13 protein-coding genes are annotated in these 14321 nt (G+C 72.0%); 8 read left to right on the top strand and 5 right to left on the bottom strand.

Translation table 11 applies throughout. The annotated features are described in order from the left end of the window. The first annotated feature begins 27 nt into the window (after positions 1-27). Positions 28-471, top strand: a complete 444-nt coding sequence (locus MKK64_RS02345) for a cyclic nucleotide-binding domain-containing protein (RefSeq protein WP_147727394.1) — start codon at positions 28-30, stop codon at positions 469-471. Between the two features lie 17 nt (positions 472-488). Here the strand turns inward: MKK64_RS02345 and MKK64_RS02340 are convergent, their stop codons facing one another. After that, positions 489-932 (bottom strand): VOC family protein, encoded by a 444-nt coding sequence (locus MKK64_RS02340; RefSeq protein ID WP_243932091.1) that lies wholly within the window; start codon positions 930-932, stop codon positions 489-491. Between the two features lie 177 nt (positions 933-1109). Here MKK64_RS02340 and MKK64_RS02335 point away from each other — a divergent pair, with 177 nt between their 5' ends. Together MKK64_RS02335 and MKK64_RS02330 are read left to right on the top strand one after the other, a co-directional pair. Further along, on the top strand, positions 1110-1754 hold the full coding sequence (locus MKK64_RS02335; RefSeq protein WP_147727392.1) for a L,D-transpeptidase: 645 nt from the start codon (positions 1110-1112) through the stop codon (positions 1752-1754). A gap of 85 nt (positions 1755-1839) precedes the next feature. Next, complete coding sequence (locus MKK64_RS02330; RefSeq protein ID WP_147727391.1) at positions 1840-2484, top strand: glutathione S-transferase family protein; 645 nt, start codon at positions 1840-1842, stop codon at positions 2482-2484. A gap of 16 nt (positions 2485-2500) precedes the next feature. Here the strand turns inward: MKK64_RS02330 and coaBC are convergent, their stop codons facing one another. Both coaBC and senB read right to left on the bottom strand, forming a co-directional pair. Further along, complete coding sequence (coaBC, locus tag MKK64_RS02325) at positions 2501-3775, bottom strand: bifunctional phosphopantothenoylcysteine decarboxylase/phosphopantothenate--cysteine ligase CoaBC (RefSeq protein ID WP_243932090.1); 1275 nt, start codon at positions 3773-3775, stop codon at positions 2501-2503. Next, positions 3772-4794 (bottom strand): selenoneine biosynthesis selenosugar synthase SenB, encoded by a 1023-nt coding sequence (gene senB / locus MKK64_RS02320; protein ID WP_243932089.1) that lies wholly within the window; start codon positions 4792-4794, stop codon positions 3772-3774. The genes coaBC and senB overlap by 4 nt, the downstream gene beginning before the upstream one ends. A gap of 27 nt (positions 4795-4821) precedes the next feature. Here senB and senA point away from each other — a divergent pair, with 27 nt between their 5' ends. Both senA and MKK64_RS02310 read left to right on the top strand, forming a co-directional pair. Continuing rightward, a complete protein-coding gene (gene senA, locus MKK64_RS02315) occupies positions 4822-6111 on the top strand; it encodes a selenoneine synthase SenA (protein ID WP_243932088.1) in 1290 nt (429 codons plus the stop codon). Between the two features lie 307 nt (positions 6112-6418). Next, a complete protein-coding gene (locus tag MKK64_RS02310; protein WP_243932087.1) occupies positions 6419-8812 on the top strand; it encodes an EAL domain-containing protein in 2394 nt (797 codons plus the stop codon). Between the two features lie 37 nt (positions 8813-8849). On the opposite strand, the gene ubiB is transcribed toward MKK64_RS02310, so the two are convergent. Continuing rightward, positions 8850-10406 (bottom strand): 2-polyprenylphenol 6-hydroxylase, encoded by a 1557-nt coding sequence (gene ubiB / locus MKK64_RS02305; protein ID WP_243932086.1) that lies wholly within the window; start codon positions 10404-10406, stop codon positions 8850-8852. Positions 10407-10431: 25 nt separating this feature from the next. Then, complete coding sequence (gene ubiE / locus MKK64_RS02300; RefSeq protein WP_147729355.1) at positions 10432-11226, bottom strand: bifunctional demethylmenaquinone methyltransferase/2-methoxy-6-polyprenyl-1,4-benzoquinol methylase UbiE; 795 nt, start codon at positions 11224-11226, stop codon at positions 10432-10434. A gap of 206 nt (positions 11227-11432) precedes the next feature. On the opposite strand from ubiE, the gene mutM reads away from it, so the two are divergent. The 3 genes from mutM (at position 11433) to MKK64_RS02285 (ending at position 14315) form a co-directional block, all read left to right on the top strand. Further along, positions 11433-12359 carry a bifunctional DNA-formamidopyrimidine glycosylase/DNA-(apurinic or apyrimidinic site) lyase gene (gene mutM, locus MKK64_RS02295; RefSeq protein ID WP_147729354.1) on the top strand — a complete coding sequence of 309 codons (927 nt, stop codon included), beginning with the start codon at positions 11433-11435 and terminating at the stop codon, positions 12357-12359. Positions 12360-12532: 173 nt separating this feature from the next. Continuing rightward, positions 12533-13915, top strand: a complete 1383-nt coding sequence (gene mltG / locus MKK64_RS02290; RefSeq protein WP_243932085.1) for an endolytic transglycosylase MltG — start codon at positions 12533-12535, stop codon at positions 13913-13915. A 49-nt stretch (positions 13916-13964) separates the two neighbouring features. Then, on the top strand, positions 13965-14315 hold the full coding sequence (locus MKK64_RS02285) for a VOC family protein (protein ID WP_243932084.1): 351 nt from the start codon (positions 13965-13967) through the stop codon (positions 14313-14315). Positions 14316-14321 lie beyond the last annotated feature (6 nt).

The raw sequence follows: 14321 nt of genomic DNA, 5'->3' as shown, positions 1-14321 counted from the left end.
GATCCGGCGCGGTGCGGAGTTCCACCCATGACCCTCGATACGGAGGTTACCTCCCTTCGGCAGGTGCCGCTGTTCCGCGAGGTCGAGCCGTCGCGGCTGAAGCTGCTCGCCTTCACCAGCGAGCGGGTGCATTTCGAGGCGGGCCAGCAATTCTTCACCCGCGGCGACGTCGCGGATGCCGCCTACCTCATCCTGGAGGGCAGCGCCGCCGTGACCATCGACGGGGCCGCGGGGCCGGTGCGTCTCGCCCTGCTCGGGGCCAACGCCCTGGTCGGCGAGATGGGCATCCTGGCCGACCAGCCGCGCTCGGCCACCGTCACGGCCGAGACGGCGGCCACCGCCCTGCGCATCGACCGCGGCGTGTTCCTCGAGCTGCTGGCGCAGTTTCCCCAGATCAGCATCGCGCTGATGCGCGAGCTGGCCCTGCGCCTCGAGCAGACGAACCAGGCGCTCGCGCAGAGCCGCGCCTGAGATCGCGCGATCGGGCGTCACGGCGCCGGGTAGGTGATGAACTCCATCAGCGACCCGTCCGGATCGCGGAAGTAGATGCTGGTCCCGGGCCCGGCCGCGCCGTGGCGCTCCACCGGGCCGAGCTCGACGGGGACGCCGTGGGCAGCCAGGTGCGCCATCGCCTCCTCGATCGTGCCGGACCAGCGGAAGCACAGGTCGCTGCCGCCCGGCATCACCGGCTTCTCGGCGAGCGGCTCCGGGGACAGCCCGGGGCCGTGGCAGTTCAGCTGCACCCCGCCGAGCCGGTACGCGAAGCCCGCGCCGGCCGGGACGATCTCGGCACCGACGACATCTCCGTAGAAGGCGTTCGCGCGCGTCCAGTCGCTGACGTGGATCACGCAATGGTCGAGATGGATCGCCGGGCGCAGCGGCGTCTCCGGCAATGCGCCTTGCATCTCGGGAAGGGTGAGCGTGTCGGCCATGATGCGCCTCGTCTCGGAACCGATGCGGGAGAGTTAGGGCGCAACCCACGGCCGAACGAGGCGAAATCCGGGCAATCGTGCCGGGCGCTTCATCCAACCTGAGACGCAAAAGTCACATCGTGGGGGGCGGCGAGGCGGTAGGCATGATCCGAACGCTTCCTCGCCTCGTGAGGCCCCATGCCCCTCCGCCGGATCCTCCTCGCTGCGGTCCTCATCGCGCCGCTCGCAGCCTGCAACCAGCGCGGGCCCGTGAACCTCGCCGCCAACGACGAGGAGGCGGCGTGGTATGTCGGCTCGATGCCCGACAAGCCGTTCGACGTGCCGCTGGTCGACACCAATCGCCTCGATCCGAAGTACCGCCGGCAGGTCGTGAGCTATTCCGGCCCCGAGCGGCCCGGCACCATCGTCGTCGACATCGACAAGCGCCAGCTCGCCCTCGTCCAGGCCGACGGCACAGCGATGCAGTACGGCGTCGGCGTGGGCAAGCTCGGCTTCTCGTGGAAGGGCGAGGCCCGCGTCGGCCGCAAGGGCGTCTGGCCGGACTGGAGCCCGACCACGACCATGGTCGCCCTCCATCCGGAGATCGACCGCCAGCGCAAGGGCGGCGTCGACAACCCGCTCGGCGCCCGCGCGCTCTACCTCTACCAGGGCAACCGCGACATCCTGTTCCGCATCCACGGCACCAACGAGCCCTGGAGCATCGGCGAGCAGATGTCGTCGGGCTGCGTCCGCATGCTCAACGAGGACATCGTCGACCTCTACGAGCGCGTGCCGGTGGGGACGCAGGTGCTGATCAAGCGCAACGGCAAGTACCGGGTCTGAGCCGATCCGGTCCGAACGGCCGGCTTGACCGGAGCCGGCCTCCGGCAGAGCGTGCGCCCGAAGCGTTCAGGCCCCGGAGACGACGATGCCGACCACGACCGACGGACTCGTCCTGCACCACGCGCCGAACACCCGCTCGACGGGCGTGCGGGTGCTGCTCGAGGAACTTAACGCGCCGCACGAGCTGCACGTCATCAACCTCAAGGCGGGCGAGCAGCAGGGCAGCGCGCACCTCGCCGTCAATCCGATGGGCAAGGTCCCGGCGATCCGCCACGGCGGCGCGACGGTGGCCGAGCAGGCCGCCTGCTACCTCTACCTCGCGGACCTGTTTCCCGAGGCCGGCCTCGCGCCCGGCACGACCGATCCGGCCCGCGGCGCCTACCTGCGCTGGATGGTCTTCTACGGCTCGTGCTTCGAGCCGGCCGTGATCGACCGGGCGATGGAGCGCGCGCCGCCGCCCCGGATGATGTCGGCCTACGGCGATTACGACACGGTGCTGGCCCAGGTGCTCGCGATGCTGACGCCCGGCCCCTGGATCCTCGGCGAGCGCTTCTCCGCCGCCGACGTCCTGTGGGGCTCGGCGCTCGGCTGGACCACCGCGTTCAAGCTCGTCCCCGAGGAGCCGGCGATCATGGCCTACCTCGCGCGCTTCCGGGCGCGTCCGGCCTACCAGGCGATCGCCGCCGACGACGCGCGCCTCGCGGCGGCGCAGCAGGCGGCGGCAGGGTAGGGCACCCGAACCGGCCCTAACCCCGAAGCAACTCCGAAAACCGTGCCACCAGCCGGCGCGCGACCTCGTCCTTGTCGAGCGTCGGCCAGGTCTCGACCGACCCGTCGCGCGCGATCAGGTGGACCGTGTTGGTCGCGCCGCCCATCACGCCGCCCGCAGCCGAGACGTCGTTGGCGACGATCAGGTCGCAGCCCTTTCGGGCGATCTTCGCCTGGGCGTGCGCGATCACCGTGTCGGTCTCGGCGGCGAAGCCGACGACGAGGGCGGGGCGGTTCTCCGTCCGTCCGGCGATGGTGGCGAGGATGTCGGGGTTCTCGACCAGCGTCAGCGGGGCGGGCGCCGCGCCGGCCTTCTTGATCTTGGAGCCGGTCTCGGTGGCGGGCCGCCAGTCGGCGACCGCGGCCGTGAACACCGCGATGCTGGCGGGAAGCGCCGCCTCGACCGCCGCCAGCATCTCGCGCGCGGTCTCGACCCGCACCACGGCGACGCCCTCGGGATCGGGGATCGCCACCGGCCCGGAGACCAGCGTGACCGTCGCGCCGGCGGCGGCGGCGGCGGCGGCGATGGCGTGGCCCTGGCGCCCCGACGAGCGGTTGGCGATGAACCGCACCGGGTCGATCGGCTCATGGGTCGGCCCGGAGGTGACGAGCACGCGGTGGCCGCCGAGCGGCCCGGCGGCCTTGGCGCGACCCGCGAGGAAGCCGAACCCGGCGGGCTTCGCCTCGGCCTCCCCGAGCATCGCGGCCGCGGCGTCGGCGATCTCGGCCGGCTCGGCCATGCGGCCCGGCCCTGTCTCGGGCTCGGCCATCGGGCCGGCATTGGGGCCGACGACCCGGACGCCGTCGGCGAGCAGCGTCGTGAGGTTGCGCCGCGTTGCGGGATGCGCCCACATCGCCACGTTCATCGCCGGCGCGATCAGGATCGGCAGGGTGGTGGCGAGCAGCACCGTGGAGGCGAGGTCGGGGGCGTGGCCGGTGGCCATCCGCGCCATCAGGTTGGCGGTGGCCGGCGCCACCACCACCGCGTCGGCGTCCCGGGCCAGCTTGATATGGCCGATCTCCGCCTCGTCGGCCCGGTCGAACAGGTCGGTATGGGCGGGCTGGCCGGCGAGCGCCGCGGCCGCGAGCGGGGTGACGAATTCCTGCGCGCCCTTGGTCAGCAGCGGTCGGACGGAGGCGCCGCGCTCGCGCAGGCGGCGGATCAGGTCGAGCGCCTTGTAGGCCGCGATGCCCCCGCCGATGACGAGGAGGATGCGCCGGTTCGCGAGCGGCAACGTGGGGGCTGCGGTCATGGCAGAAGGAGTGCCGGTGCGGGGCGGGCCGCGTCAATCCCGGCCGCGGCACGCGCTCTCGCCGCGCCGGCCGCGCGCGCGACGAGGACGGCCCAGGCCTCCCGCTCGTGCGCCGGGTCGAACGCCGCCGCACGCGCCGCACCGTGCGCGCGCAGGCGCTCGAGGAAGGCCGAATCCTGTTCCGCGCATAGCATCAGGCGCGCGAGCGCAGCCTGGTCTCCGGCCGGGAAGTAGCCCGGGTGATCGGTGCCGAGCAGGCCGACATTGCCCGGGATCTCGGAGGCCAGGATCGGCAGCCCGGCCGCGATCGCCTCGGAGATCACGTTGGCGCCCCCCTCGTTCAGCGAGCTCAGCACCATCAGCCGCGCGCGCCGCAGGAACCGCCGCACCCGCGCGCCGGAGACCTCGCCGCGCCAATCGTAGCGCGGGTTGGTTTGCATCTCGGCCCGCGCGCGATCCGCCCACGCCGGGTCGGGCGCGCCGCCGAGATGGACGACGCGGATGCGGGAGGCGGGCGGCAGGGTGCGGGCGGCGAGCGCGGCGCGCAACGGGTCCTTCTCGGCGCGCAGGTGGCCGACGACGAGGATGTCGAAGGTGCGCGTCGTGGGCGGAAGGCGCTCCTCGCTCGCCGGCACCGACTGCACGATCACCGCGAGCTTGTCGCGGTAGGATTCCGGGATCGCGTCGGCGACGAGGTCGTGCAGGCCGACGAGCACGTCGGCGAGATCGAGCGAACGCAGGGTGGTGCCGGGATCGGCGGCGAGATCGTGATTGATGTCGGTCCCGGTCAGCGCGACGACGAGGGGGCGCTCCGGGTATAAGCGCCGGTATCGCGCGATCGCCGGGGCGCTCTTCCAGGCGTGCAGCGCGATCATCAGGTCGCAGGGCGCGTCGGCGTAGGCGGTCGCCACGACGACGCGGTGGCCGAGCCGGCGCAGGATGCCGGCCCAGCGCAGGGCCGTCGTGCGGTTGCCGGCCCGCGAACGTTTCGGCGCCGGCGTGATCAGGATGATGTCCATGGGTCGATCGCTTATCGGATGGGTGCCATGACCGACGCCACACAACTCATCGCGATGCTGGAGGACAGCCGCGCCCGGACCCTCGAGCTGGTGGCCGGGCTCGATGCCGAGCGGCTGATCGGGCCGCGGCTCGACATCGTCAACCCGCTGCTGTGGGAGATCGGGCACCTCGCCTGGTTCCACGAGCACTTCATCCTGCGCGCCCTCGACGGGGCGGAACCCGCGATCACGGATGCCGACGCGGTCTACAATTCCGCGGTGCTCGCCCACGACGACCGTTGGGTGCGCGCGCTGCCGCCGCTCGACGTCACGCTCGGATACATGGGCCGCGTCCACGATGCGCTGGTCCGGCGCCTCGACGGCCCGCCGACCGCCGAGGAAGCCTACCGCTACCGGCTGACCACCTACCACGAGGACATGCACGGCGAGGCCTTCACCTATTCGCGCCAGACGCTCGGATACCCGGCGCCGTCCTTCGCCGCCTCGGCCGGTCTCGCCCCGGTCGCGGAGGGGCCGTGGCCGGGCGACGCGGCGATCCCCGGCGGCACCTTCCGGCTTGGCGCCGAGCCGGGCGAGGCGTTCGTGTTCGACAACGAGAAGTGGGCGCACCCGGTCGAGGTCGCGCCGTTCCGCATCGCGCGGGCGCCGGTGACCAACGCGGAGTTCGCCGCCTTCGTCGCCGCCAGCGGCTATCGCGAGCCGTCGTTCTGGGACGCGGAAGGATGGCGCTGGCGCTGCCGGAGCGGGGCGGAGCACCCCGCGCATTGGCAGCCGGACGGGGCGGGCTGGCGGGTCCGGCGCTTCGACGGCGTCTCCGACCTCGCCCCGCACCAGCCGGTGGTCCATGTCGGCTGGTACGAGGCCGCCGCCTACTGCGCCTTCGCCGGCCGCCGCCTGCCGACCGAGGCCGAATGGGAGGTCGCGGCCTCCACCGCCCCGACCCCGGGCGGGGCGATGGGGCAGGCGAAACGCCGCTATCCCTGGGGCGAGGCGGCACCGGATGCGACCCGCGCCAACCTCGACGGCGGCCGCCTCGGCTGCGTCGACGTGGCCGCCCACGAAGCGGGCGACAGCGCCTGGGGCTGCCGCCAGATGATCGGCAACGTCTGGGAATGGACCGCGAGCGACTTCCTGCCCTATCCGGGTTTCTCGCCCGATGCCTACCGCGAGTATTCCGAGCCCGCCTTCGGCACGCGGAAGGTGCTGCGCGGCGGCGCCTGGATCACCCGCGGGCGGATGGTCGACAACGCCTACCGCAACTTCTTCGGGCCGGATCGCCGCGACATCTTCGCGGGCTTTCGCACGGCGGCCGTGTAGGGTTGCGCTTCTCAGAAGTTGAATTACAACTTCTGAGTTCGCTTGATGGGTACTCGTACCTCACACTCCAGATGACGGGAAGTGGAACGCCGTACGCGGAAACCGCGGTTAACATCTTCGACTTGCGCCTCACGCACGAAATCTGAGCGGTAAGACATCTTTAAGAAAATTATCGCAACCTGCTACTCGAACCGCCCCAAGGTCGCACCACGCAGCGTCGTCTCACAGGCTCCATCCGTTCGGGAGAGGCCGGAGGATCGGACCGCGCCGCCTGGAGCTCGGCCGAGGCGATTTCGGACCTGCGCGCATGTTGACCGTCCTCGGTTGCTTCACGGCCCGGCACGACCTCCGCCTCGTCGTCCTGGCGGGCGTGATCTGCGCGATCGCGGCGCTGACCGCGATCCGGCTTCTCCGCCACGCCGGCACCGCCAGCGGCCGCGCGCGATCGACCTGGCTCGTGGTCGCGGCGATCTCCAGCGGGTCGGGCATCTTCGCGACCCACTTCATCGCGATGCTGGCGTTCGAGCCGAGCATCCCGAGCGCCTACGATTCCGAGTTGACCGTCCTCTCGCTGGTCTTCGCGATCGGCCTCACCGGCCTGGGCCTGCGGATCGCCCTGTCCGAGACGCCGCGGGCGTCCTGGCTCGGGGGGGTCGTGGTCGGCTTCGGCATCGCCGCGATGCACTACACCGGCATGGCGGCCTTCGAGGTCACGGGACGTCTGCGCTGGGATCCGGCCTTCGTGTTCGCGTCGATCCTGATCGGTGAGCTCCTTTCCGCCGTCGCCGTCTCCATCGCCGTGCATGCCCGTTCGCTCACCTCCCTGTTCGGCAGCGCAGGCCTGCTCGCGCTGGCGATCGGCGCGCATCACGCGGTGGGCATGGCCGGGGTGACGATCACCGAGAACCCGCTGGCGGCCCTGTCGCCCCAGGCGATGCCGCCGGGATGGCTCGCCGGCGCCGTCGCGGTGGCCAGCCTCATCGTGTTCGTCCTCACGGCGACGGCCTACGCGCTGAGCCTTCGCGAGCAGCGTCGCGCGCGCGCCGAGATGGAGCGCATGCGCGGCCTCGCCAACGCGGCGGTCGAGGGTCTGATCGTCCTGGACCGGTGCCGGATCGTCACGGCCAACATCAGCTTCAGCCGGCTCGTCGGCCTCTCGCACGAAGCGATGACGGGCCTGTCGGTCACCGCCTTCCTCGACGAGCCCCGGACCTGGGATCGGCTCGCCTACGTCATCGGGCAGCCGGTCGAGCTGAGCCTGCGCGACGGCGCCGGCGCGGTCATCGAGGCGGAGGTGATCCTTCGGCGGATCGATTTTGCGGGCAAGCCGCATCATGCCCTGGCGGTCCGCGACATCCGGCAGCGCAAGCACGCCGAGCGGCACATCCGGTACCTCGCCCACCACGATGCCCTGACGGGCCTGCTCAACCGCTCCGCCTTCAACGCGCGCCTCGATCGCGCCGTGGGCGCGGCGGTCGAGACCGGCGTTCCGATCGCGGTGCTCTGCCTCGACCTCGACCGGTTCAAGGCGGTCAACGACCTGTTCGGCCATGCGGCCGGCGACGCGATGCTGAATAGGGTCGCCCGCCGCGTCACCGGGCTGCTCGGCCCCGACCAGATCCTGGCACGCCTCGGCGGCGACGAGTTCGCCATCCTCATGGCCGGACGGACCGGGCCGGACGCTGCCGAGCGCCTGGCGAAGTCCATTCTCGCGTCCCTCGCGGCGCAGGCCTCGGGCGGGCCCGCCGACGCGATCGTCGGGGTCAGCATCGGCATCGCCCTGTGCCCGCAGGACGCCGTGGAGCGCCAGGGCCTGATGGGCCATGCCGATACGGCGCTCTACCGCGCCAAGGCCGAGGGCCGGGGGACCTACCGCTTCTTCGAGCCCCAGATGGGCATCGCCGTGCGCGAGCGTCACGCCTTGGAACGCGACCTCGAACAGGCCCTGGCGCGCGGCGAGTTCCACCTCGAGTACCAGAAGCAGGTCGCGGCCGCGGGCGGCGCCCTGCTCGGCTTCGAGGCCCTGCCGCGCTGGACCCATCCGACACGAGGGCTCGTCCCGCCCGACGTCTTCATCCCGGTGGCCGAGGAGCGCGGAACGATCTCGGCGATCGGGATGTGGGTGCTTCGCACCGCCTGTCGCGAGGCCGCGGCCTGGGCGTCGCCCCTGCGGGTGGCGGTGAACGTCTCGGCGGTCCAGGTCCACGATCCGGCCTTCGCCGCGCAGGTGCACGCGGTTCCGGTCGAGACCGGGCTGCCGGCCGCGCGGCTGGAGCTGGAGATCACCGAGACCGCGCTGATCCGCAACTTCGACCGTGCGGTGGCGACGCTGCGCCAGTTGCGGACGCTCGGCGTCGGCATCGCCATGGACGATTTCGGGACGGGCTACTCGTCGCTGGCCAACCTCCGGGCATTCCCCTTCGACCGGATCAAGATCGACCGGTCCTTCGTGCGCAACGTCGACACCAACGCCCAGACGGCGGCGATCGTGCGCGCTGTCCTCGGGCTCGGCTGCGGGCTCGGCCTGCCGGTGGTCGCCGAGGGCGTCGAGACCGTCGCGGAACTCGCGTTCCTGAGAGCGGCCGGGTGCGCCGAGGTGCAGGGCTACCTGTTCGGTCGCCCGGGCCCCGTCGACACGCACGGGATCGACCCCTGCGCAGCCGCCGTCGCGGATGCGCCGCGACAGGGTCGCGCCGCCTGACGGAACGCTCCGAAGCGGGCGGCTTCGCCGTCCCGGCCTATCGCAAGGCCGCCACCAGCACGCCCGCCGCGATCGCCCACAGGGCCAGCGTCTGCCACAGCGCGTTGCGGCGCTCGTTGCGGGCGATGCGCTCCAGGCGGCGTGCGTCGCCCGTGCCCGCCTCGTCGGCATGGACGATCAGGCGCCGGAGCCGCAGGGCGAGGTCCGGCACGTCGGCGACGATGTCGGTGAGGGTGCGCGCGGCGTGGGCCGCCCCTTCCAGGCGCCCGGCCGGGCCGAGGTTGCGGGTGATCCAGCTGCGGACCACCGGCTCGGCCGAGGTCCACATGTCGAGCTTGGGATCGAGGCTGCGGGCGACGCCTTCCACCACCACCATGGTCTTCTGCAGCATCACCAGCTCGGTGCGCGTGCTCATGTCGAACAGGGCGGTGATGTCGAACAGCAGCGTCAGCACCTTCGCCATCGAGATCTCGTCGGCGCGGCGCTGGTGGATCGGCTCGCCGATGGCGCGGATCGCCTGGGCGAAGTCGTCGACCGAGTGGTGCGCCGGCACGTAGCCCGCCTCGAAGTGGACCTGCGCCACGCGGCGGTAGTCGCGCATGATGAAGCCGAGCAGGATCTCGGCGAGGAACCGCCGTTCCTTGCGCCCGAGCCGGCCCATGATGCCGAAATCCACCGCTACGAGCTTGCCGGCCGCGTCCACGAACAGGTTCCCCTGGTGCATGTCGGCGTGGAAGAACCCGTCGCGGATCGCCTGGCGCAGGAAGCTCTGGATCACTGTGCGCCCGATCGCGTGCGGGTCGTGGCCGGCTTCCCGAAGCGCGGCGGCGCTGTGGAGGCGGGTGCCGTCGATCCATTCGCAGCTGAGCACGTCGCGGGCGATCAGCTCCCATTCGGGCCGCGGCACGCGAAAATCGTCGTCCTCCGCGGTATTCTGCGCGAGCTCCGAGGCGGCGGCGGCCTCGAGCCGGAAGTCCATCTCCATGGTCACGGAGCGGGCCAGGATCTCGACCACGTCGCGCGGGCGCAGGCGCTCGGCTTGCGGAGACAGCACGTGGACGATGCGCGCGAGGAGGCGCATCACCTCCACGTCGCGCTGGAAGCGCTCGCGCACGCCCGGCCGCATGATCTTCACGGCGAGCGTGCGCTGGGTGCCGTCGGCATCGTGGACCACCGCCTTGTGGACCTGCGCGATCGAGGCCGCGGCCACCGGCTCGCCGAAGGCGACGAACAGGGCGGAGATCGGCTTGCCGAAGGCGGCCTCGACCACCTTCACGGCCACCGCCTGCGGGAAGGGCGGCACCCGGTCCTGCAGCATCTCGAGGTCGCGGGCCGCGGTCATCCCGACGATGTCGGGGCGGGTAGCGAGGAACTGCCCGAACTTGACGTAGGACGGGCCGAGCCGGGTCAGGCCGGCCGAGAGCCGGGCCGCGCCGGTGCCGAGGCCCGGCCGCTCCAACAACCGGACGATCCGCAGCCCGAGCCGCAGGTGCGGCGGCAGCTCGGAGGCGTCGACGAGCGCCAGCGCGCCCTCGCGCGCCAGCACGAAGCCGACATGGGCCCCGCGGAAGAGGTTGACCGCGGCGGCGATCATCGCGCCGCCCGGCGGCTCGGGTCGGTCACGAGACCTTCCAGCCGGAATGGATCGCGACGATGCCGCCCGAGAGCGGCCGGTGCGTGACGTGGCGGAAGCCGGCCTGCTCGATCATCCCGGCGAACAGCCCGGGGGAGGGGAACTTCCGGATCGATTCCACGAGGTAGCGGTAGGATTCCGCGTCGCCCGCGACCCGTGCGCCGAGCCGCGGAATCACGTGGAAGGAGTAGGCGTCGTAGATCTTGTCGAGCACCGGCAGGTCGACCTTGGAGAATTCCAGGCACAGGAAGCGGCCGCCGGGCTTCAGCACGCGGCGGGCCTCCTGCAGGGCCAGCTCGATCCGCGGCACGTTCCGGATGCCGAAGGCGATGGTGTAGGCGTCGAAGGTCGCGTCCGGCAGGGGCAAGGTCTCGGCGTTGCCGGTGACGAAGTCGATGCGCCCGTCGAAGCGCGCCCCGGCGCGCTCGGCGCCGACCCGCAGCATCGCCTCGTTGATGTCGAGCACGGTGACCGAGGCCTGCGGGCCGCCGGCCTCGAGGACGCGGAAGGCGACGTCGCCGGTGCCGCCGGCCACGTCGAGATGGCGGAACGGCCGCGTGCGCGACGGGCGCAGCATCGCGATGAGCTGCGCCTTCCAGGCCCGGTGCAGGCCGCCGGACATCAGGTCGTTCATCAGGTCGTAGCGCTTGGCGACCGAGCGGAACACGTCGTCGACGCGCGCCTGCTTCTCGGCCAGGGCCACACGCTCGAAGCCGAAATCGGTCTCCTGCGCCCCCGTCGTGCCGTCCCGCGCGCCCGTCGTCTCGTCCGCCACCGTCATGAAGTCCTGCCCGTCTGCGCCCTCGCGCCTCATAGCGAAGCCGGACGCGATCCGCCATGCGTCGTAAGACGCGGTGGGGACGGCCGGCCGTGGGCGGCGAAGCCTCGCCCGTCGGCCGGGATTGCGGCGGCGGCGGCCCGGGCCGATACCCGGCCTCCACGATCCGCCTTCCACCATCCGATTTGCCGAGGGACGGCCACAGGACAATGCCCGAGCTTCCAGAGGTCGAGACGGTGCGGCGCGGCCTCGCGCCGGCGATGGTCGGGGCCACCTTCAGCCGCGTCACCCTGCGCCGCCCGAACCTGCGCTTCCCGTTCCCCGAGCGCTTCTGCGCGCGCCTGGAGGGGCGCCGGGTCACCGGCCTCGCGCGGCGGGCGAAGTACCTCACGGCCGGCCTCGATTCGGGCGAGACGCTGATCATGCATCTCGGCATGAGCGGCCGCTTCGACGTGGCGATGCCCGACGGCAGCAACACGTCGCCCGGCGACTTCTACCTCGACGGGGCGCTCGGCACGCCCAAGCACGACCACGTGGTGATGGCGATGGGGAACGGCGCCACCGTCACCTACAACGACGCCCGCCGCTTCGGCTTCATGGACCTCGTGCCCACCGACACGCTCGCCGCGTGCCGGCACTTCGCCGGCATGGGCATCGAGCCCCTGAGCGCGGATCTGACGGCCGAGACCATCGCGCGGCTCTTTCGCCACAAGATCACGCCGCTGAAGGCCGCGCTCCTCGACCAGCGCCTGATCGCGGGCCTGGGCAACATCTACGTCTGCGAGGCTCTGCACCGGGCCGGCCTCCACCCCGAGGCGGCCGCGGGCACGCTGGCCAAGGCCGACGGCGCGCCGACGCCGAAGGCCCGGCTGCTGGCCAGGGTGATCGGCGAGGTGCTCACCGAGGCGGTCGCCGCCGGCGGCTCGACGCTGCGCGACTACGCCCACACCGACGGCACGTCGGGCGCCTTCCAGCAGGCGTTCCGCGTCTACGACCGGGTCGGCGAGGCCTGCCGCACCAAGGGCTGCGGCGGGACCGTCGGCCGGATCGTGCAATCCGGCCGCTCGACCTTCTTCTGCGCGACCTGCCAGCCTTCTGGGACGCGGATCGCGCCGACGCCCCCGAAACCGCGCTGACCGGATCGGCCTGTCTGTCGACCAGCCGGGGCGCGTGCAGCGCGCAACGGCAATTTCGCCACAAACCGGCGTAGTTTCCGGTACCCTGCGGCGATCCTTCGTGATCGCCGCCCCGTCGCGCATGCGCGCCCGGCACCGCCCTCGTCGCCGGCGCGAGCCCGAGCAGGATCCCGATGTTCTTCCGTCGACGTCAGACGCACGTGCCGCCGCAGCCGCTCACCTTCGACGAGCCGGCCCAGCCGCAGCGCCTCTCCCCCCGCTCGCCGAACGAGGCGATCAAGCCGACCGCGGCCCCGCCGCCGCCCGAGCGGCCCGAGCGCCGCCGCGGCGGGCTTCTCGCCACCATCAGCGGGCTGCTCACCTTCGCGGTGGTGATCGCCATCGCCGTGATGCTCGGGCTGACGCTGTTCCAGCGGCAGGTGCAGGAGCCCGGCCCGCTCGCCGCCGACAAGGTGGTCGTGATCCCGTCCCGCAGCGGCACCGGCGAGATCGCCGAAATCCTGAAGCGCGAAGGCGTGATCGACCATGTCGGGCTCTTCGAGTTCGCCGCCCGGTTCGGCGGGCGCCCGCCGCTGAAGGCCGGCGAGTACACCTTCAAGGCCCATGCCAGCATCAGCGATGCGATCGACACCGTGACCACGGGCCGGCAGGTCCAGCACGCGATCACCTTCCCCGAGGGGCTCACCTCCGAGCAGATCGTGATGCGCCTCAACGAGAACGACGTGCTCACCGGCGAGGTCGGCGAGATCCCGCCCGAGGGCTCGCTGCTGCCCGACACCTACAAGTTCGAGCGCGGCGCGAGCCGCCAGCAGATCGTCAACCTGATGCGCGAGAAGCAGCGCAAGGTCCTCAACGACATCTGGCTGCGCCGCAGCGCCGACGTGCCGGTGCGGACGCCGGCCGAGATGGTCACGCTGGCCTCGATCGTCGAGAAGGAGACCGGGCGCGCCGACGAGCGGCCGCGGGTGGCCGGCGTGTTCGTCAACCGCCTGAACAAGCGGATGAAGCTGCAATCGGACCCGACCATCGTCTACGGGCTGGTCGGCGGGCGCGGCACCCTCGGGCGCGGCATCCAGCGCTCCGAGATCGACCGGGCGACGCCCTACAACACCTACGTGATCGAGGGCCTGCCGCCCGGCCCGATCGCCAATCCCGGCCGCGCCGCCCTGGAGGCGGTCGCCAATCCGTCGCGGACCAAGGACCTGTTCTTCGTCGCCGACGGCACCGGCGGGCACGCCTTCGCCGAGAGCCTCGACGGCCACCAGAAGAACGTCGCGCGCTGGCGCCAGGTCGAGAAGGCCCGCCTGGCCACGACGCCGGATGCCGCCGGCGTCGACAAGGCCGAGCCGCCCGCCGATCCCGCCGCGGTGCCGAACCGGGCCTCGGCCTTCGCCCCGCCGACGAGCGCCTACGCGCTGGACGGGGCGACCGTCGGGGCGGGCGGGCCGCGTCCGAAGGCCTTCGACGCCTCGGAGGGCACCAAGCTCGATCCGCTGAAGAACAGGACCTACGACCTCGGCTCGCCCAAGACCGTGCCGGTGCTGAAGCAACCGTGATCGTCCCCGGCGCTGCGGCGCCGCTCGCACGCGCCATCAGGACGAGCCGATGCACCTGAACCACGTCAACCTCGGCGTCACCGAGGTCCCGGCCACGGTCGCGATGTTCGAGACCTATTTCGGGCTGCGCCGCACCGCGATGCCGGTCAACGACAAGATGGCCTTCCTCGCCGACGACGGCGGCGGCATCCTCAGCCTGTTCCGCGTGAAGGATGCGACCTACCCCAAGATCTTCCATATCGGCTTCATCCAGGAGCGGGTGGAGCAGGTCCACGCGATCCACGCACGGCTGACCGAAGGCGGCTTCGCCCCGGAGACCCCGCGCGAGGAGCACGGGCGGGTGACGTTCTATTTCCAGGCGCCGGGCGGGTTCACGGTGGAGGTGAACGCCTTCGTTTAGGCGTCC

This window comes from Methylobacterium sp. E-025 (assembly GCF_022829705.1).
In the GTDB taxonomy this organism is placed as follows: Bacteria; Pseudomonadota; Alphaproteobacteria; order Rhizobiales; family Beijerinckiaceae; genus Methylobacterium.
The sequence above is the reverse complement of the archived record's forward strand: the minus strand, read 5'-3'. Positions and strand labels throughout refer to the sequence as shown.